The organism is Thalassotalea sp. 273M-4 (assembly GCF_041410465.1).
Lineage (GTDB): Bacteria > Pseudomonadota > Gammaproteobacteria > Enterobacterales > Alteromonadaceae > Thalassotalea_A > Thalassotalea_A aquiviva.
Map to the genome: position 1 here is coordinate 3,289,133 of NZ_CP166961.1, position 19,265 is coordinate 3,308,397.

The 19,265-nt window shown below is 38.5% G+C and carries 14 protein-coding genes; 2 read left to right on the forward strand and 12 right to left on the reverse strand.

The features are described 5' to 3' along the window. Nucleotides 1-2: 2 nt before the first annotated feature. Nucleotides 3-2,195: a 1,4-alpha-glucan branching protein GlgB gene (gene glgB, locus ACAY00_RS14540; protein ID WP_371375276.1), complete on the reverse strand. Its 2,193-nt coding sequence runs from the start codon at nt 2,193-2,195 to the stop codon at nt 3-5. A gap of 70 nt (nt 2,196-2,265) precedes the next feature. Continuing rightward, complete coding sequence (locus tag ACAY00_RS14545; RefSeq protein ID WP_371375279.1) at nt 2,266-4,722, reverse strand: glycogen/starch/alpha-glucan phosphorylase; 2,457 nt, start codon at nt 4,720-4,722, stop codon at nt 2,266-2,268. A 399-nt stretch (nt 4,723-5,121) separates the two neighbouring features. Here ACAY00_RS14545 and ACAY00_RS14550 point away from each other — a divergent pair, with 399 nt between their 5' ends. Together ACAY00_RS14550 and ACAY00_RS14555 are read left to right on the forward strand one after the other, a co-directional pair. Beyond that, entirely contained in the window at nt 5,122-5,685 is a 564-nt protein-coding gene (locus ACAY00_RS14550; protein WP_371375282.1) for a PH domain-containing protein, read from the forward strand. Between the two features lie 3 nt (nt 5,686-5,688). Beyond that, nucleotides 5,689-7,359 carry a PH domain-containing protein gene (locus ACAY00_RS14555; protein WP_371375284.1) on the forward strand — a complete coding sequence of 557 codons (1,671 nt, stop codon included), beginning with the start codon at nt 5,689-5,691 and terminating at the stop codon, nt 7,357-7,359. Between the two features lie 125 nt (nt 7,360-7,484). Here ACAY00_RS14555 and ACAY00_RS14560 read toward each other — a convergent pair whose 3' ends face one another. The 10 genes from ACAY00_RS14560 to ACAY00_RS14605 form a co-directional block, all read right to left on the reverse strand. Next, nucleotides 7,485-9,032 (reverse strand): capsule assembly Wzi family protein, encoded by a 1,548-nt coding sequence (locus tag ACAY00_RS14560; RefSeq protein WP_371375287.1) that lies wholly within the window; start codon nt 9,030-9,032, stop codon nt 7,485-7,487. A gap of 9 nt (nt 9,033-9,041) precedes the next feature. Beyond that, entirely contained in the window at nt 9,042-10,076 is a 1,035-nt protein-coding gene (locus tag ACAY00_RS14565; RefSeq protein ID WP_371375290.1) for an NAD-dependent epimerase, read from the reverse strand. Between the two features lie 114 nt (nt 10,077-10,190). Continuing rightward, nucleotides 10,191-11,357 carry a nucleotide sugar dehydrogenase gene (locus ACAY00_RS14570; RefSeq protein WP_371375292.1) on the reverse strand — a complete coding sequence of 389 codons (1,167 nt, stop codon included), beginning with the start codon at nt 11,355-11,357 and terminating at the stop codon, nt 10,191-10,193. A 99-nt stretch (nt 11,358-11,456) separates the two neighbouring features. Then, nucleotides 11,457-13,346, reverse strand: a complete 1,890-nt coding sequence (locus tag ACAY00_RS14575; protein ID WP_371375295.1) for a polysaccharide biosynthesis protein — start codon at nt 13,344-13,346, stop codon at nt 11,457-11,459. A gap of 33 nt (nt 13,347-13,379) precedes the next feature. After that, entirely contained in the window at nt 13,380-14,573 is a 1,194-nt protein-coding gene (locus ACAY00_RS14580) for a DegT/DnrJ/EryC1/StrS family aminotransferase (RefSeq protein ID WP_371375298.1), read from the reverse strand. Nucleotides 14,574-14,670: 97 nt separating this feature from the next. Continuing rightward, nucleotides 14,671-15,303, reverse strand: a complete 633-nt coding sequence (locus tag ACAY00_RS14585; protein ID WP_371375301.1) for an acetyltransferase — start codon at nt 15,301-15,303, stop codon at nt 14,671-14,673. Further along, nucleotides 15,303-15,896, reverse strand: coding sequence for a sugar transferase (locus ACAY00_RS14590; protein ID WP_371375303.1), 594 nt, complete (start codon nt 15,894-15,896; stop codon nt 15,303-15,305). Before ACAY00_RS14590 ends, ACAY00_RS14585 begins: the two co-directional genes overlap by 1 nt. 39 nt (nt 15,897-15,935) lie before the next feature. Continuing rightward, complete coding sequence (locus ACAY00_RS14595; protein ID WP_371375306.1) at nt 15,936-17,075, reverse strand: glycosyltransferase family 4 protein; 1,140 nt, start codon at nt 17,073-17,075, stop codon at nt 15,936-15,938. Next, nucleotides 17,065-18,135, reverse strand: a complete 1,071-nt coding sequence (locus ACAY00_RS14600; protein ID WP_371375309.1) for a glycosyltransferase family 4 protein — start codon at nt 18,133-18,135, stop codon at nt 17,065-17,067. Before ACAY00_RS14600 ends, ACAY00_RS14595 begins: the two co-directional genes overlap by 11 nt. Next, a complete protein-coding gene (locus ACAY00_RS14605; RefSeq protein WP_371375312.1) occupies nt 18,101-19,246 on the reverse strand; it encodes a hypothetical protein in 1,146 nt (381 codons plus the stop codon). Before ACAY00_RS14605 ends, ACAY00_RS14600 begins: the two co-directional genes overlap by 35 nt. Nucleotides 19,247-19,265 lie beyond the last annotated feature (19 nt).

The following is a 19,265-nucleotide window of genomic DNA, read 5'->3' on the forward strand; positions in this document are numbered from 1 at the left end:
CATTAACCTTGCAATTCAAAAACCATCGTAGCAAGTGGCGGGACGGTAATTTCAATGGATTGCTCAAACCCTTGCCAAACGATCGACTGGGCGTAAGCACCGTGAATATTGCCTTGATCACTGCCACCATAAATAGCCGCATCAGAATTAAAAATTTCTCGGTGTAATCCTGTTCTTGGCGTCCCCACTCTAAAATTATGATGCAGAGTGGGAGTAAAGTTACACACCACCAACATGGGATTGGTGCCTGCATCACCGAAACGTATATAACTATAAATCGATTGTGCCGCATTTTCATAATCTATCCATTGAAAGCCTCCGGGCTCGCAATCTAATTGATGTAATGCGGGGTAGGTACGATAAATATGGTTCAAGTCTTTCACCAACTGTTGTACACCTCGGTGATTATCATATTCCAGCAGATGCCAGTCCAAACCTTGCTGATGATCCCACTCTTTCGCTTGGGCAAATTCACAGCCCATAAACAACAATTTTTTTCCTGGGTGGGTCCACATAAAACCATAATAGGCTCGTAAATTAGCAAACCGCTGCCATTCATCACCCGGCATCCGCCCTAAGATAGAACCTTTACCATGCACGACTTCATCATGGGATAGAGGCAAAACAAAGTTTTCATCAAAAGCGTACACCAAACCAAAACTAATTTCATTATGATGATGCTGACGATAAATAGGGTCACGTTTTATATACTCTAGAGTGTCATTCATCCACCCCATGTTCCATTTAAAACCAAACCCCAAGCCACCAGAGTCAGTTGGGCGTGATACGCCAGGCCAAGAGGTGGACTCTTCGGCTACCGAAAACGCCCCTGGGTAGTTTGCGTACAACTCGGCGTTAAATTGCTGTAGAAATTGCACCGCTTCTAAATTTTCATTACCACCGTGCTCATTTGGCACCCATTGACCGTGCTCACGACTGTAATCCAAATAAAGCATCGACGCGACAGCATCAACCCGCACCCCATCAACGTGGTAGGTGTCTAACCAATGAAAAGCACTGGCGCGCAAAAAATTGGCAACTTCGGTTCGGCCATAATTGTAAATCAGTGTATTCCAGTCTGGGTGAAAGCCTTTTCGGGTATCTTGATGTTCGTATAAACAGGTACCATCAAATTTGGCAAGACCATGCTGATCAACAGGAAAATGCCCAGGTACCCAATCAATTAATAGCCCTAAGTTGGCCTGATGGCATGTGTCGACAAAATATTTAAAGTCCTCTGGCGAACCATAGCGCGCCGTAGGGGCAAAAAGTCCAACAGGTTGATATCCCCATGAACCATCAAATGGATACTCGCTAATTGGCATTAATTGCACATGCGTAAAGCCCATTTCAATAACATAAGGGATCAAACGATTGGCAATGTCACGATAGTTTAAAAAATTATTCTCATGGTCCCGTTGCCAAGAACCTAGATGCAATTCATAAATGCTGATCGCACTTTTATGTGAATTTCGTAGTACTCGAGTATCCATCCAGTCGCGGTCTTGCCAGTGAAAGGGTTGTTCGGCGTTTATTACCGAAGAGGTTTCAGGACGATACTGCGCCTGCACGGCATAAGGATCGGCCTTTAAAGGAAGAAGATGACCGTTGCCGTCTTTGATTTCAAACTTATAATTACAGCCAGCTTTGAGTTCATTTGCGGTAGAGCCAAAAGGGATGAATATTTCCCAGATCCCGCATCCAATGCGACGCCTTAAAGGATGGACTCGACCATCCCACTGATTAAAATCGCCAACGACTGCAACGTGGCTGGCATTAGGCGCCCAAACAGCAAAGGATACGCCCTCGACGCCATCATGATTAACACAGTGAGCGCCCAGTTTTTTATAGGGTGTTTGGTGCTTACCTTCGGCCAACAAATAAATATCCATTTCACCTAAGATGGTCGAGCAAGAAAAAGGGTCAATAAAGCACCGTTCACCCGTATGACTTTCCACTTTAAGTTGGTAATCAAAATAGTGTTGATGCGACGTTACTTGACTGAAAAAACCGCTGGCATCAAGTTGGTCTAATGCGACAATGTCTTTACCTTGGCTATCGAGTAAAAACACCTTAGTCGCCTCCGGTAAAAAGCAATTAATTTGCCAAAAACCGTCGTCATTTTGATGTAACCCTAAAAAGCCAAAGGGATCATGATGACGAGCACTCTTTATCGCCTGTATTTGATCTTGCATCTACGCCAGCTCCTTGCTGCTGATAATAAAAAGAAAGCTTTAGCACCTAACCTTTGTCTACTAACGATACCTAAGTTCTAGGGGTTAAGTTCCAGATGTGTTCAGAATAGTCCTGTATAGAACGATCTGAGGTAAATTTACCCATACTGGCCGTGTTTATAATCATCATTTTTGCCCATCGTGCTTTATCTTTATATGCCTTATCGAGCTCGTTATTGGCGCGACAATAATCATCAAAGTCCGCCAACACCCGATAAGGGTCGCCCCCTTCGAGCAAACTGTATGGAATGGCTGATAGCTCACCCGGTCGTCCTGGGGTGAAATAATCTGACTGCAACCAATCTAACACCGCTTTAATTTCGGAGTTCGAATTATAATAATCCCAAGGGTTATAACCATTTTTTGCCAGATGTTTTATTTGATCAACATCATGGCCAAAAATAAATACATTTTCCGCGCCAACTTCTTCAGCTATTTCAATATTTGCGCCATCTAGGGTACCCAAGGTGGCCGCACCATTAAGCGCTAACTTCATATTACCCGTACCAGATGCCTCTTTACCTGCGGTAGAAATCTGCTCTGAAACATCGGCGGCAGGGATTATCTTCTCAGCCAGCGTTACGCGATAATTAGGCAAAAAAACTATTTTTATTTTGTCTTTTATTCGAGCATCACTATTAATTTTTTCGGCGGCTTTATTAATTGCGTAAATAATTTCCTTCGCTAGGTAATACCCTGGTGCGGCTTTTGCACCAAAGATGAACACCCGGGGGTGGATATCGTAATCAGGGTTATCTAATAAACGTCGATATAACGCTAAAATATGTAAGAAATTTAAGTGCTGACGTTTGTATTCATGTAAGCGCTTAATTTGCACATCAAAGATGGCATCAGCACTGACTTCAACGCCTATTAATTTTTTAATTTCCTGCGCCAGTTTTATCTTATTTTGGTGTTTTATTGCCATGTACTGCTGTTGAAATTGTGGATCGTCGGCGAACTCTTTAAGCGCAGTTAAGGCATCTAAATGTTTTGCCCAATCAACCTCTATTTTCGAGTTAATTAATTTGGACAAGGCCGGATTGCACGCTTTTAACCAACGTCTAGGCGTAATACCATTGGTCACATTGGTTAATTTTCCAGGGTAGAGCTGATCAAATTCAGGAAATAAATCTGCTTTAACCAAGTCCGAATGTAGTTTAGCCACGCCATTGACTTTAAACGATGAAATCACACACAAATGCGCCATTCGTACCATTTTTGTGGGGCCTTCTTCAATGAGTGACAAACGATGGCGAACCCCCACATCTTGAGGCCAAAGAGCCTCGACTTCATGATCTAAAAAGTAAGCATTAATTAAATATAAAATCTCAAGGTGTCGAGGTAGAACTTTTTCAAATAAATGTACCGCCCACTTTTCTAATGCTTCGGGTAACAACGTATGGTTGGTGTAGGCGAATACTTTTCGACAAAGCGCAAAAGCATCACTAAAACTAAAGTCTTGCTCGTCAATTAGCACTCGCATGAGCTCTAATATGGCGATGGTAGGGTGGGTATCATTTAATTGTATAACCACCTGTTTGGGAAACTCGCGCCAATCACCGTTAAATTGCTGTTTAAACCGCACGATAATGTCGGCAATAGAGCACGCACAGAAAAAATATTGCTGAATAAACCGCAACTCTTTACCTGCAGTGGTTTCATCATTGGGATACAAAACACGGGAAATATCTTGGGCGCGATTCTGTGCGCTGGATGCATTTTGATAATCACCAGCATTAAATTGTGACCAGTCAAAATGAGCCGATGCACGTGACTCCCATAATCTTAAGGTATTAACCGACTTTGAATGATACCCCACAATGGGTACATCCCAAGGCACGCCTTTAATGGTTTGTCCTGGATGCCATTCTTTTTTAAGTCTACCATCGGCTTGAGTGATGGTTTCGACCCGACCAAAGAGTTTCACTTGTTGAATTAATTCAGGTCGACACACTTCCCAAGCATTACCATAAACACGCCATTCATCTGGTGTTTCTATTTGTCGACAGTCATGAAATTGCTGTTTAAATAAACCATTTTCATAATGAATCCCGTAGCCAATCGCATTGAAGTCAAGGGTGGCCAATGAGTCGAGAAAGCAAGCGGCTAAACGCCCCAAACCGCCATTGCCTAAGGCAAGATCGCTACCTTGTTCAAAAATATCTTCTATGTCATAGCCTAAGCTCGTGACCGCTTGCTCTGCCACGTCAAACAAACCTAAGTTATGTAAATTATTCGACAGCATTCGTCCCATTAAATATTCTAACGATAAGTAATTGATAGACCGGCTTTTATGTTCATGATGATAGTGATCTGTTTCAGTCATTTTGGCAAAAATGACCTCATTTACGGTCAAACATACTGCTCGCATAATCGCCGAGGGTTGGGCACGGTCAACAGCTCCTTTGGAGGTAAAATTTAAATGATGTTGAACGTGCTCTTTGAATTGTTGCGCTGTGAGTGACTTTACACTGGTTGCTGGCATTATAAATATGATCCCTTCAAGTTTAAAAGCAGAGTGATTTAATCAAACTAAAAGTATAGACCCAATAATCACTTATTCTGCTGCTAAGCTAAATTCTGAATGTAGCATTGTGAAAGAGGGCATCACCGCATATAAAAATTGGCCAGATTAGGCTGGCGCTATACGTCTGGTTATATTTGGTGTTACACCGCCACATACATGCAGAGATTAAAGGTACTCAGTGAAATTTTTTATGATGGGAATGTAAATGGAATTAAGATAAGCTAATAAAAGTGAAAAAATATCCAAACGATTTTAGGTAAGTATCGGTCAAATAGGTAGAATTTCGCTTACATACTTTTTGATAAAAAGCGGAATGTTACTGGCACAAGTTGATTAGATTACGCCAAGGAAAGGGTTATGATAGAACAACAAACAGCTCAAGCAAATACCGAATTTTCGAACCAGCCTATAGATACTCGTCAGTTACCCAAAATAGAACAACTGGATTTTCAGCCCCTGTCAAAAAAGTTCGCGCCGACCAATAGACTGCTTAATCTTATCAGCATACTGTTGATTGCCGTGGCGATATTAGGTCTTTTATACCAACCGATAATCCCTATAGCCAAGGGTATCGACAATATATTACATTGGATTTTGTGGTTATTGTGTTCTCTGGGCATCTTGTTCACCTATTTATTGTACTTAGCCGATTTGAAAAAATCTTATGCTCTGCGCGAACAAGACATTAGCTTTCGCAGTGGCTTAATTTTTGAGAAAACAGTTAGCCAACCGATTTTACGGGTACAGCACGTAGAATTGCGTCGCGGACCGATAGATCGAAAAATAGGGTTAGCAAATTTGCAAGTATTCAGCGCGGGAGGGGCGTTACATACCTTTGAAATTCCAGGCCTTGAATATCAGACCGCCGAAGATATTCGCCAATTTATTTTGAGTCACAAAGATGTCAATGAACAAGGATAGTTTATGAGTGTCGGTGAACCTTCAAAGAATATTGAAAATATTAACCCAAAATCAGATCAGCCCTCATCGACTGATTCTACCATCTATGTGAATGCAGAAACGCATGGTAAGTCGACAGAGAATATTCAAAAGGCTGTTAGCAGTATTCGTAAAACCGAGCAATGGCAACGCATTTCTATCATCGGCATCGCCTATTTTTTAGTGGCATTTTTTCGTAATGTTTTTGGCAATATCGTCTATTTGGCGCCCGCGTTATTGCTTTTTTACAATAAAATCAATGAAAACCCTAATTTTTGGTTACCCTTCTTGTACGGTTTTTTAGCGCTCGCCTTGGTTTATGCCGGATTAAGTTTTTATTTTTTTCAATACCGCCTTACCAATAAAAGTTTGGAAATTAGACAGGGGGTGTTCGCCAAGAAAAGCCTGAACTTACCATTTACTAAGATTCAAAATATCGAACTAACCGAACCCTTATATTACCGTCCTTTTGGTTATACTTGTATGAAGCTCGACACCGCAGGCTCAATAAAGCAAGAAGCCAAAGTGGTTGCTTTAAAAAAAGACTTTGCCATAGAGCTTAAACAGCAAATCTTATTTGCGCATGCAAGGCAACATCCGGTAAATGAACAGGGCGCGTCAAGAGAAGGGCAAGAGTCACTTGATATTGAAAAAGAGGAAGTTCTAGATAGGCGTAACTTAGATGATCTGGTGATCCATGGGATAACCAATAATAGAGTATGGATTTTCGTCGGTGGCTTGTTGCCTTTTATCGACAATATCAGTGACAAGCTTGGTCAATGGTTATTGCAATTTGGGGTAAATGTAGAACAGTATTTTGAATTTGATGGCAAATCCGGTTGGCAAATAGCCACGACAGCGTTGTCCTTGGCGTTAATGATCATAATCCCAATGACCATATTTTCTATTTTAGGCTCGATCATCGCGTTTCATAATTTCACTTTAAGCAAAGTTGGCGACAGATACATTCGCCGAAGCGGTTTGTTTACCCGAAACGAAGTCACCATGCGCTTATCGCGCTTACAAATGATCGTACGCCAACAAGACTGGTTAGATGTTATTTTGCGACGAATGAATTTAAGGCTTGAGCAAAGCAATGCTAACTTTAAATCCATTGAACCTGGAGGGTTGAGTAATAAAATATTGGTACCATCGGTTACCAACAAAGAGTGTACATTTCTTATAAACGATTTGTATCCAAACAATCAATTAAACCAAATAGCATTCAAACGAGTGCACATTCGATTACTGTTAAGAAATATCCTGTTGATTGTTTTGCCTATTGCCAGTTTAGGTTTTGGTTTAATGTTTTACCATCAAGATTTTAGGCCAACAATGGTTTTTTCTGCGGTATTAGCCATATTAACCACAATCATCGTATGTCGTTATCTACGCTGGGGCTATGCTATTGATGATGAGCATATTTATGTACGTAAGGGGTGCTTTGGCGTCAATTACTACTTAGCTAAAAAATATAAATTACAACAAACTAAGTTTTTACAAAGCTGGTTTTTAAAACGCAAAAATCTATGTTCAGTGGAATTGATTTTAGCATCTGGTATGTTAAAAGTTCCTTATATAGATGCTAACATCGGTCGAGATATTATTGACGACTGTTTATATAATTTGGAAAAAAGTAAACGTAATTGGATGTAAGAGTCGTAAGGCTGTAGGGCTGTAGGGCTGTAGGGCTGTAGACAAATTAGGTTAGGAACAAAGGCAAGGTCAACAATAATATTTGCTGAATCCTGATGACCTTTGTTCCTGTTTTGATGCTAGCGTTAAAGCGAGTATTGCACGTTAAAGTAAAACGTCGGGTCAAAACTATTATTTTTATCGCTTTCAAAGCGAGAATAATTTGCACTACCACCTAAGGTATATTTAAACTTTCCTTGGTGAAATTGATACTTAACACTCAGGCTAATCAATTCTTCCGCAACTTTAGTAACGGTATTACCTTTATCTGGATCAGTTGGATGTCTATCTGAATTATCATGATTCAAATCCAAATATTTGGCTTTAATTTCCCAACTTTCAAGCTGATTAAGTTGTGAGACCAAGCCAAACACTAGGGAAGTTGTATCGTTCTCATACACACTACCTAGGACTCTACCTCGATAGCGCATACCGGTTTTGTAAATATGATGCTCGTAATAACAATCACCAACGCCTACCCCTGAACCATCTCCAACATTGATGCCATCGGAGCAATCTGCAAATGTATCTGCGTATTCGACATAAGCTAACCAATGGGTATCAAACATATTGAGGCGAGATTCCAAGCCGTACATGTAACGCTCTTCACCAAAAATGCTTAAACCGCCTTTTGAATCACTATCTTCAGCGATCATTTGCATATGCACAGTTAATGGTACATTAAATCCATTTAAAGAGTAGCGAATATCATAACCGGCGAGTTGGTTTCCTGGCTCTAACCCTGCTAAACACTCATCTTCATTTGAATCTATTGTACCGCAATTATCATTCCCCTTCATCACATCCCAAAAAGTGCTTAAGCCACCTGGGCGATTCTCACCTTCCCATTGGGCAAGACGAGTAATGCCAAGCTCAAGATTTTGCGTTGGCTTAAAGTTAAAACGCATCGTCCACAATAAAGCATTAGGTATATGCCTATCCGTTTCTAACTGCCCCATTGTGGTGGTCAGATTCCAAGGAATTTTCAGATCAGTATAAGGTAGCTTAAACGGATGGGATGTTTTTCTAGTAATAGATAATGTTGGCATTGGTCGGGCATTATTTGTTAATGCCAAATTGGTATCCCAGCCCGGCCCATACCATCGGTCTTGCAAACCGATGGCAAACACCCAGTTACCCCAAAACTTTGCAAGGTAACTGTCATCGACGCGCACATTTTTACTTCTACGATCATCTGTTGACACACTAGGAGCAAATTTAACTGCCCAGCTATCCCCCATATAAGTAAAATGCCATTGACTAAATGCAACGTCACGATATTCATCACCAAAACTGGTAAATCGATTTTCCTCATTTGCAGCATTCAGCTCAACAATTTGACTGTTACGACGAGAGAAGTCGAATTTTTGCTTTACGTGCCAGTAAGCATTTTTGCTGGCTTGATCAAGCTCACTTTCATCAACTTTTCTTAATGCAGTGCCAACATCCGCCCACATTAATGGGAATGTGGTTAGTGGGATATCAATATGACCGTTATCCGCCAGTAATTGCAGATCGGCCCTAAGAAAAACATTGGATGGATTAATCCAAGGTTCGGCAAAAGCTGAAACAGGTGCTGTTGCAAGTATAAAACCAATGATTCCAGCTGATAAGTGAGTTGTTTTAAGCATCATATTTATCTTTTAAGAGTTATAGAATGTTCGATACCACTTTACAAATAACTCGACTCCTTCTGAAACTCCCATGAGAGGTCTATAACTCACTGCCTTGAATAAATCGTCAACATCAGCATAAGTTTGATAAACATCACCCGGTTGAATAGGTAACATATTTTTCTTTGCTTTTACCCCTAAAGACTTTTCTAAAGACTCAACAAAATCCAGTAACTTGACTGGATTACCATGCCCAATATTAAAAACCCTATAAGGTGCAGAGCTAGTGGCTGCATTTCCAGACTCAACCTTCCAATTAGTATCTGTTTTTGGTACGACATCTTGAATACGTATGATACCTTCAACAATATCATCAATGTAAGTAAAATCTCGCCACATTTCACCGTAGTTATAGATATCGATAACTTCACCAGCTAATATTTTTTTGGTAAATTTAAATAAAGCCATATCGGGTCGTCCCCATGGACCATATACTGTAAAAAACCTTAAGCCTGTAGTCGGAAGTCCATATAAATGTGAATATGAATGAGACATTAATTCATTTGACTTTTTGGTTGCAGCATAAAGAGATATTGGATGATCAACACTATCAGATGTGGCAAAAGGAACCTTGTTATTTAAACCATAAACAGAAGACGATGAGGCATAAACTAGATGCTCAATATTATGGTGTCGACAAGCCTCTAAGATATTAAGGTGTCCGACTAAATTTGCATCCGCATAAGTGTGAGGATTGTCTATAGAGTAACGCACGCCCGCTTGAGCGCCTAAATGAATAACTCGATCAAAATTATGCTTTGAAAATAAGTTTTCTACTCCATTCCTGTCAGCAAGATCTAATAAAACAAACTTAAAGCTTGGTTCATTCGAACTCTTAGCATCTAAAGAATACTTAGCAAGCTGTTCCAGACGAGCCTGCTTTAGATTAACGTCATAGTAGTCATTTAAATTATCAATACCGACTACTTGATGACCCATTTCACAAAGTCGAATCGCAACAAAGTGCCCAATAAAGCCAGCGGCTCCGGTTACTAAATATTTCATAATTTCTCTTTTGCAATAAAATATAAAGGACTTCTAAATGAAGTCCTTTATTTAAGTATAAAACCCTGCATGAAAAATAACTTTTAATTTATTTTTCGTTAAATAACTTCAAGCTTAATCTGAACCAAATAAATCGCGAGTGTAAACTTTGCTTCTTACATCCTCTAACTCAGCTGTCATTCTATTAGAAACGATTAAATCACTTTGTTTCTTAAAATCTGTGATATTTTTAATCACTTCTGAATGAAAAAATTCATCTTCTTGGAAAACCGGCTCATAGACCACAACTTTAATGCCTTTGGCTTTAATGCGCTTCATGATGCCTTGAATAGAAGATGCTCTAAAGTTATCGGAGCCTGACTTCATAATTAGGCGATAAATACCAACCACCTCTGGTTTTTTGGCCAAAATTGATTCTGCAATAAAGTCTTTTCGAGTTGTATTAGCATCAACAATAGCACTGATAATATTGTTTGGCACATCTTGATAGTTAGCACGAAGCTGCTTGGTATCTTTAGGTAAGCAATAACCCCCGTAGCCAAACGATGGATTGTTATAATGATGACCAATACGAGGGTCCAAACCAACACCTTCAATTATTTGACGGGTGTCTAATCCATGTGTTTCAGCATAAGAATCAAGTTCATTAAAATACGCCACGCGCAGAGCCAAATAGGTATTGGAAAATAGTTTCACCGCTTCCGCTTCGGTCGAATTAGTGAAAAGCACATTAATGTTTTCTTTCATCGCTCCTTGCACTAATAAATTTGCAAAGGTCTTAGCGCGCTCAGACTGTTCACCAACAATAATACGAGATGGATACAAGTTGTCATAAAGAGCTTTGCCTTCACGCAAAAATTCAGGTGAAAAAATAATGTTTTCCGAGCCCATTTTTTCTTTGATTTCTTTTGTGTAACCAACCGGCACAGTCGATTTAATAACCATCACAGCACTTGGGTTGATAGCTATAACATCTTTAATTACCGCCTCAACCGAATCAGTATTAAAATAATTGGTAGCAGGATCGTAGTCAGTAGGGGTTGCGATAACCACAAAGTCAGCATCTTTATATGCTTTGTTTTTATCGATAGTTGCAGAGAAGCTCAACTTTCTATTAGTAAGAAAATCTTCAATTTCTGCATCGACAATAGGCGACTTTCCTTGGTTAAGTAATTCAACTTTTTCTTGAAGAATATCTACCGCTACAACATGGTTATGTTGTGCAAGTAGCATAGCGTTGGACAAGCCAACATAGCCGGTACCGGCAATCGCAATTTTCATATTTAGTATTCTTAAAATAAATAAAAAATTAAAGCATAATTAGTGATATTTGAGTCTTAATCTATGGTTATAAAAGACAAAAAATCTATCTATCAAATATTATTTATGCTGATTAACATACAACAAATCACAAATAGAATCCGTTGGTTTAAAGTCGGTTGGCGCGGTTAACAATAGTTCTCGAATTTTTTCTTGATCAAAGTTTTTACTGCCCTTTTCAAGTCCATCGAGAATAACAGAAAGCTTATCCCAACTTAAAAAGACTTCACTCGCCGTCATAATACGTTCATGGCCGGTCTTTTCAACACCATCACCAATTAATAACTCTTCGTACAGCTTTTCTCCCGGCCTTAAGCCAGTTTCAACGATTTCAATATCACCCAATGGGTTACTTTCATGCTTTAAATGAAGCCCTGATAAATGAATCATTTTATAAGCCAAATCATATATTTTTACAGGCTCGCCCATATCCAGAACAAATACATCGCCCCCCATTCCCATAGCACCAGCCTGAATCACCAGCTGTGCCGCTTCTGGAATGGTCATAAAATAACGGGTAATGTCTTTATGAGTTAAGGTAATTGGTCCGCCTTTAGCAATCTGTGACTTAAATAACGGCACTACTGAACCACTTGAACCAAGTACGTTACCAAATCGTACCATACAAAAACGAGTAGAATGACTATTTTCAAAAGCTAAGGCCTGTAAACAAAGTTCAGCCATCCGCTTAGTCGTACCCATGACGTTGGTTGGGCGTACTGCTTTATCTGTTGAAATCAAAACAAAGGTTTCGACCTTAGCTGCAATTGCAGCCTGAGCACTATGCAGGGTGCCAAAAATATTGTTTCTAATTCCTTCAATTACATTATGTTCAACAAGCGGTACGTGTTTATAGGCAGCGGCATGATAAACGGTTTGTACTTTAAAGGTTTCCATGATTTTAGTCATGCGAGCTTTTTTTATTACAGAGCCCATCATCGGATATAGCTCAATATTTAAGTTCTTATCTTGAATAAATATCTCTAATTCTCTGTGAATGGAGTAAAGCGCAAACTCTGACAGCTCCAGCAAAACCAATGACTTAGGTGATTGATTTATGATTTGGCGACATAGCTCAGAACCTATGGAACCACCTGCGCCGGTAACCATAACCACTTTATTTTTAATATCGGCATGCATTAAATCTGGATTCGGGGGAACTTGATCTCGACCCAGTAAATCTTCTATCGACACTTCAACTAAATCATCAATTTTCGCTTTACCTGAAACGATATCCGCTAAACTTGGTACTGCTAAAACCTCAATTGACAACGGCTCTAAACGGTGAATAATATCAGAACGTTGTGCTCTTGTGGCGCTGGGTATCGCCAATAGAATTCTTTCAATATTTTCTCGTCTAATAACTTTTTCTAACTCATGAGGCTTATATACCCTCAAGCCATTAATGGTTAGTTTGTGCAATTTGTTATTGTCATCGGTAAAAGCAACCGGTTTATATTCTCCTGAATTTTTTAACGCATTAACCAATTGCATTCCAGAATTTCCAGCACCATAAATAAGGACTTTCGCTTTACCTTTTGACTCTATGGAAGATGCAAAGCTTCTTAATAGCAAACGACTACCGCCAACTAACATCAATAAATAAGCACAGTAAATAATGGGGACCGAACGAGGGATGCTAATGCTCAAAAAAACAGAAGAAAAAACTAAAATTGTGGTTGAAATAGCAACACTAGAAATAATAGCTGTTAATGCCGTCGAGTTTAAATAACGAATAACGGCGCTGTATAAACCTAGCTTGATATTAGCAAGGATTGTTAAAGGCCAAAGAAGCGCCACCAAGCCCCAGTACCTAGGTTCCCCAAAGTTAACCTCTTCGCCTAAGCGAATAAAAAAAGCCAACCAAAAGGATGCTAAAATAAACGCAGAGTCTATCGAGACACTGATAACACGTTTTGTTAATCGATTATACTGAAAGATTCTTTCCAAAGGTGCACCTAACTAACTATAACTACTATAAATTTATTTTTGAGCTTGAGATAATACGCTACCTATTGCATGCACATAATGTTGCATATCGGTTTCAGTCAAACTAGGGTGGACCAAGAACATTAAACTTGTTTCTCCTAACTCCTTTGCCATAGGTAACCGTTCTTTAGGTTTAAAATCTTTCCCGTCAAAAGCTTTCTCTAAATATACTTCAGAGCACGAGCCTTGCATACATGGAGCACCTAATGCATTAATCAATTCAACAATTTTATCTCGATTGAAACCTTCAGCTAAATTTTCGGGTTCAATAAAAACATAGAATTTATAGTTTGCATGTTCCATGTAATCTGGTGTTGAAGGAACTCTTACGCAACTAAATCTTTGGCATTCCTGAGCTAGCAAGTCAGCATGTAGCTTCCTTTTTTCAAACCACTCTGGCATTTTTGAAAGCTGGATACGGCCGATAGAAGATTGCATCTCGGTTAAGCGCCAATTCGTGCCGAAAGACTCATGTAACCATCGAAAACCAGGTTGATGTTCTCGCTCATAAACCGCTTCATAAGACTTCCCGTGGTCCTTATATGCCCACATTTTTCGCCAAAGAATTTCGTCATTACAAGTCACCATGCCACCTTCACCACCGGTTGTCATTATTTTATCTTGACAAAATGACCAACACCCTATGTGACCAATGGAGCCTACCGAGCGTCCTTTGTACTTTGCACCATGGGCTTGTGCACAGTCTTCTATTACATAAACTCCTCGAGATTCTGCGAGTTCCATAATCTCGTCCATCTCACACGGATGACCAGCCAAGTGTACAGCGATAATCCCACGCGTATTATTTGTCATAACGGCTGAAATAGTGTCAGCTGTTATATTTTGAGAATTCAAATCTACATCAGCAAATACAGGCCGAGCCCCCGCTGTAACTATTGAAGAAGCTGATGCTAAAAATGTACGAGGTGTTACAATAACCTCATCGCTTTCACTACCACCATTGCGAGCTCCAATACCTAATGCGACAAGGGCTAAATCTAGCGCCAAAGTACCATTACCCAAGGCTATGGCATATTTAACATCTGAAAATTTAGCGAACTCTTTTTCAAATTTTCGACCTTCAGCTCCTGTCCAATAATTAACTTTATTAGATAATAGAATCTCTTTTACTTTATTGGCTTCCTCTTTAGTGAAGGAAGGCCATGGGGAAAACTTAGTATTTAACATAATTTTTGATTATCAATTAATAGAAAATAAAGGTAATAAACTTTATTTATTACAATTTAAAGATTAGTTAGCCAATAGCATAGCCTATATTGTAGGCTTACAGACCATTCAATATTTGTGCTGGAGAACCAGCGACCTTTGTATTTTCCTGAACGTGACGAATAACTACAGATCCTGCACCTATGGTTGCAGCCTCACCTATATGGATTTTTTGAATGATGGAACTTCCAATACCAACCCAAGCTCTGGCACCTACAATTACTTCTCCAGCTAAATTTACTCCTGGGCAGATATGGCTGTATTCTTCTAAAATGCAGTCATGATCAACAGTAGCATTCGTATTAACAATTACACCATCATCAATTCTTGCATCAATATTAATACAAGCGTTACCAACAACCAAAATACCTTTACCTAATGCTACTGAAGAGTGAACTTGGGCTCCTTTGGCTATTAAATTACAAAAGATTAAACCACTTTCTTCTAATGACTTTTGCATTTTAGCTCGAACATTGCAGTTGCCTATTGCCAAGAAAGCGAAGTCAAAGCTATTTTTGCTATCAAGTAATTCTTGTTTACCACCAATAACCGGCCATTGACCACATTGATTTAAAGCAGGGTAGGAATCGTCAAAGAATAGAAATTCATACCCCAATTCTTCTGCAATAGCTCCGCAAATTTTTCCATGACCCCCGGCACCAAAAATCGCTAATTTAACTTTGTTTTTCATCAATCTTTGTTACCAGTAAATTTACTCATTGTAACTTCGCCTTTTGCAGAAATACCTTCTTTGATAAATACTTTTTTTACTGTCAGGCAAAGGATTTTCAAATCTAAGAGAAAAGATTGGTTATCTACATACCAAATATCCAGTTTAAATTTATCTTGCCATGAAATAGCATTTCTACCATTAATTTGTGCCCACCCCGTTAATCCTGGCTTTAGATCGTGACGACGAGATTGCTCTTTATTGTATAATGGCAAGTATTCAACTAAAAGAGGTCGCGGACCAACCAAACTCATATCACCTTTTAGTACATTCCAAAGCCCAGGTAACTCATCTAAACTAGTAGATCTCAGTTTTTTTCCAAAGTTTGTTAACCTTTCTTCATCTGGTAATATACTTCCATTGGAATCTACTTGATCAAGCATACTTCTAAATTTGTACATGTTAAATATTCTACCATGTAAACCTGGTCGTGCTTGTCGAAATATTATTGGGCTCCCTAACTTGAGCTTTACTAATAACGCAGTAACGAGGATGATTGGGCTCAATAAAATTAAAGCGATAAGTGTAATAATAAAATCAAAAAATCTTTTCATAAAAAATATATTTCTAAAATGAGATGAACTTCAATTATTCTATACTTGTTCAAGATAAAATAATTGCATTTTCTGCCAATGCTTTTTTCTTTCAAAGTTGTCAATAATATACTTTCTAGCATCTTCCCCCATTAGAGATAAATTATTACTATGCATACTTTCTAGCATAATCAGAGCTAGCTGTTCCGTATCTTGCTTAGGAACTAACCAACCATTAACGCCTTGTGTAATGATTTCATTACAACCGTTAATGTCAGTAACTATGGAAGGTAATGACATTGCCCCAGCCTGCAGAGGCGTATTGGGAAACCCCTCGCGATAACTTGGTAAAACTAAAACGTTACTAAGGCTCAATGCATGACGAATATCAGATTTCCACCCCAGATCATGAATTCTCCGGTGCTGAGATATTGTTGTTTGAATGTGCTCAGGAAGTGGTATACGGCTATCTAATTCACCCACCAGAAGCAAATGCGCCCTTTCAGGTAACTTTTCAAAAGCATTGACCAACTCAATTATTCCCTTCTCTTCAGTAAACCTGCCGACAAATACGAAAACAAAAGCATCACTGGGTAAGTTTAATTGCTTTTTTAACAAAACCTGCCTTTTAGTACCCGTGACAAGCCCTTGGTCGTAGAAATTTGTATCCACACCAGCAATATTGCCTTTTCCTATGACCTTCAGTGTTTTTTTGGTAATACCAAACTTTCTTAAATCTTTCTTTACTCCCTCACCTTCTGGCACTATCTTAGTTGCACAGGCACAAATTAGTTTATCCATAAGTACTAATAATTTATGTTGAAAACCTGTTTTGCTTGGAAATATCAACCCTGTAAAAGTATGAATTCGAACAGGGATTCTACACAAAAAAGAAGAAAGCATAGTAATCAAACCCGCTTTGGGTGTAAATGAATGAACCATATCAGGTTTAATTGAACGCAAAAGAATAATCATTTTAATCAATGATTTAATGTCTTTGATTATGCTTATCCCTCGCTCCATTTTAATTTGATGAATAGGTAGCCCTTCTAAAGTTGCTACATCCTCCATCTCTGGTCCAGGGCTTGTAGCTAACTCAACGTTAAAAGTGTTTGATAGATATTTTGGCTGCCCAGCCAAGATGCTTTTTAGTGTTAATGGAACGGTTGTCACTATAAGCAACCTTTTATTAGATTTCATCAATAATCTCAGCTATTTTGATCTTGGTTGTATTCAGTGAGTAGTGCTTTTCAACCAGATGAATGCACTCTGAGTTAATTTCTTTTTGCAATTCTTGGTTCTGTAATAATTTCTTCAAAGCAATCTCCCAACCTCGCTCGCCTTCAACAACAATCCCGCCTTTAGTATTCGTTATAATTTCCCTATTTACTCCAACATCTGATGCCACACAAGGAATACCACAGCCTAGATATTGGATGAGTTTGTACCCACACTTACCTCTTTCCCAGATTCCATCTTCTAACGGCATGATACCTACAGTAAACCCTCTAATGATTTCAACTTCCTTTGCTTTATGCCAAGCGACCACTTGAACATCTATATTTGGAAAGTGCTTTATAATCTCTTTAGTAGCGCCCACTAGGACTAACTTACAATCTAAACTCGAACAAACAGAATTAAGTTGGTCTTTTATGTGTACGATGTATTTCTGAGTTGAAGGTGTGCCCATCCAACCAATAATGGGTTTACTCCCAAATTCTACTTTATCAGTTCGCTTTAGGTATTCTCCGGTATCAATTACTGTAGGAATTTTCACTACATTATCACACCCCGAATCTATAGCCTTTTTATATATATAATCATTTCCTACAACACAGCAACTGGCATACTTCATAACGCTAGCTATCTTATTCTTTAGCAGTAGCTTTACAAGAGCGTTTTCCGACATATCATAGTTATGAAAAACCGCATCATCATAATCAACAATAAATTTTATATTTAATTTTTTTAAGGCCCTTTCAGCAAAAGGAGGGAAAAAAGGCAATAATTCTTTTTCTATCCAAATAACATCATATCTTCGGGCAGTAAATAGGATTTTAAAGCGACGAAAATAGCTTTTCAAAAGATCTAATTTATCTAGCTTTTTACCACTGTAAAGATTAGCGAGGTATTTATTAGTAGAAAAAGGACTAACCGTTATGTCATATTTTGAGAATGTATTTGTAGAAAGATATTGATAAAAGCGTAGCCTACTGCTTGCGCCATTACTCTCGTATCGAGTTAAGCAAAGTAGTTTCATTTCTTACCTTGTAGTTTAGAAAAAGCATTATAGTAAAAATAAAAATAGGGAAGCTCGTTCTTGCCAGAAAATAGTTATTCTTAAACGACAGCAAAATAAGTAACCCTAAAATACAAATGGATATTCTTTTAAGCGGTTTATTAGGTTCGCTAACGATAAAAGGTAAGATGTGAAATATAAGAACGACGAGCACCCCAACAATTCCAAACCGAAATATATCTTTAATGTATCCAACATCGGATTCGAGAGTTTCTTGCCCAGTGCCCCATACAATTTCATTTAACGTTGATGGTAAAAAGAACATATATTCCCACCCCAGCGCACCTTTACTTTGACTGGCATATCTTTCAACAATTGTGTTACTCACTTCTGCCAAGCCATAAGTCACTTTCACTATCAAAATAAAATAATCAATAACCAAGTACGCCAAAGGAGCAACTGTTATTATTATTATGAGTTTTAATGCTTTAGGGACTTCACGATTAAAAGGAAGGCTTGCTATCGCCCAGCCACCAATGGCAATACCTAAAGCCATACTAACTCTAGACATAAAAAGTGTCGACACAATAAAAAGAAGATAAAAGGCAAGTTGCTTATAAAATGAAATAGACTTAAAAGGGTTAAAATACACTAATATAAGACCAGCTAATGCACCAAAGCCTGCAAAGTCAAATCCAGAAGCTAAGCCTGAAGAACGCAGTAACTTGTATCGGTCGTTTCCAGTTAGAAAAGATAAATAATAGCTAATATCAACAACGAAAGCCGATACGATCACTAGGATCGAATTACAGAGTAAGACAAGTATCAAACAATGATATACATCTTTCATCTTGTTATTAGCCATGTTGTGAAGAAACATCCCTATAAATACTAAATTTAATAAGGCTCTGATCAAACGACCTACAGCAACAAAATCAAAATTGGTATAAACAACCTGAATAATAATCTGATATGCAATAATAGACAAACCGATGATAGATAGGAACAGAGCTTTAGGAGGTATCTGATAGTGCCCTTTAATAATTAAAATAATTAACGGAACCAATATAGATAAATCTAGGACACTTATTTTAAATCCCCATATCGTAAAAAATACAAATAGGAAGGTCAAAGTTTTAAATCCTTCTATG

Excerpts from the sequence above, each read along its gene's own strand:
- glgB (WP_371375276.1), bottom strand. The coding sequence starts at position 2,195 with ATGCAAGATCAAATACAGGCGATAAAGAGTGCTCGTCATCATGATCCC.
- ACAY00_RS14545 (WP_371375279.1), bottom strand. The coding sequence starts at position 4,722 with ATGCCAGCAACCAGTGTAAAGTCACTCACAGCGCAACAATTCAAAGAG.
- ACAY00_RS14550 (WP_371375282.1), top strand. The coding sequence starts at position 5,122 with ATGATAGAACAACAAACAGCTCAAGCAAATACCGAATTTTCGAACCAG.
- ACAY00_RS14555 (WP_371375284.1), top strand. The coding sequence starts at position 5,689 with ATGAGTGTCGGTGAACCTTCAAAGAATATTGAAAATATTAACCCAAAA.
- ACAY00_RS14560 (WP_371375287.1), bottom strand. The coding sequence starts at position 9,032 with ATGATGCTTAAAACAACTCACTTATCAGCTGGAATCATTGGTTTTATA.
- ACAY00_RS14565 (WP_371375290.1), bottom strand. The coding sequence starts at position 10,076 with ATGAAATATTTAGTAACCGGAGCCGCTGGCTTTATTGGGCACTTTGTT.
- ACAY00_RS14570 (WP_371375292.1), bottom strand. The coding sequence starts at position 11,357 with ATGAAAATTGCGATTGCCGGTACCGGCTATGTTGGCTTGTCCAACGCT.
- ACAY00_RS14580 (WP_371375298.1), bottom strand. The coding sequence starts at position 14,573 with ATGTTAAATACTAAGTTTTCCCCATGGCCTTCCTTCACTAAAGAGGAA.
- ACAY00_RS14585 (WP_371375301.1), bottom strand. The coding sequence starts at position 15,303 with ATGAAAAACAAAGTTAAATTAGCGATTTTTGGTGCCGGGGGTCATGGA.
- ACAY00_RS14590 (WP_371375303.1), bottom strand. The coding sequence starts at position 15,896 with ATGAAAAGATTTTTTGATTTTATTATTACACTTATCGCTTTAATTTTA.
- ACAY00_RS14595 (WP_371375306.1), bottom strand. The coding sequence starts at position 17,075 with ATGAAATCTAATAAAAGGTTGCTTATAGTGACAACCGTTCCATTAACA.
- ACAY00_RS14600 (WP_371375309.1), bottom strand. The coding sequence starts at position 18,135 with ATGAAACTACTTTGCTTAACTCGATACGAGAGTAATGGCGCAAGCAGT.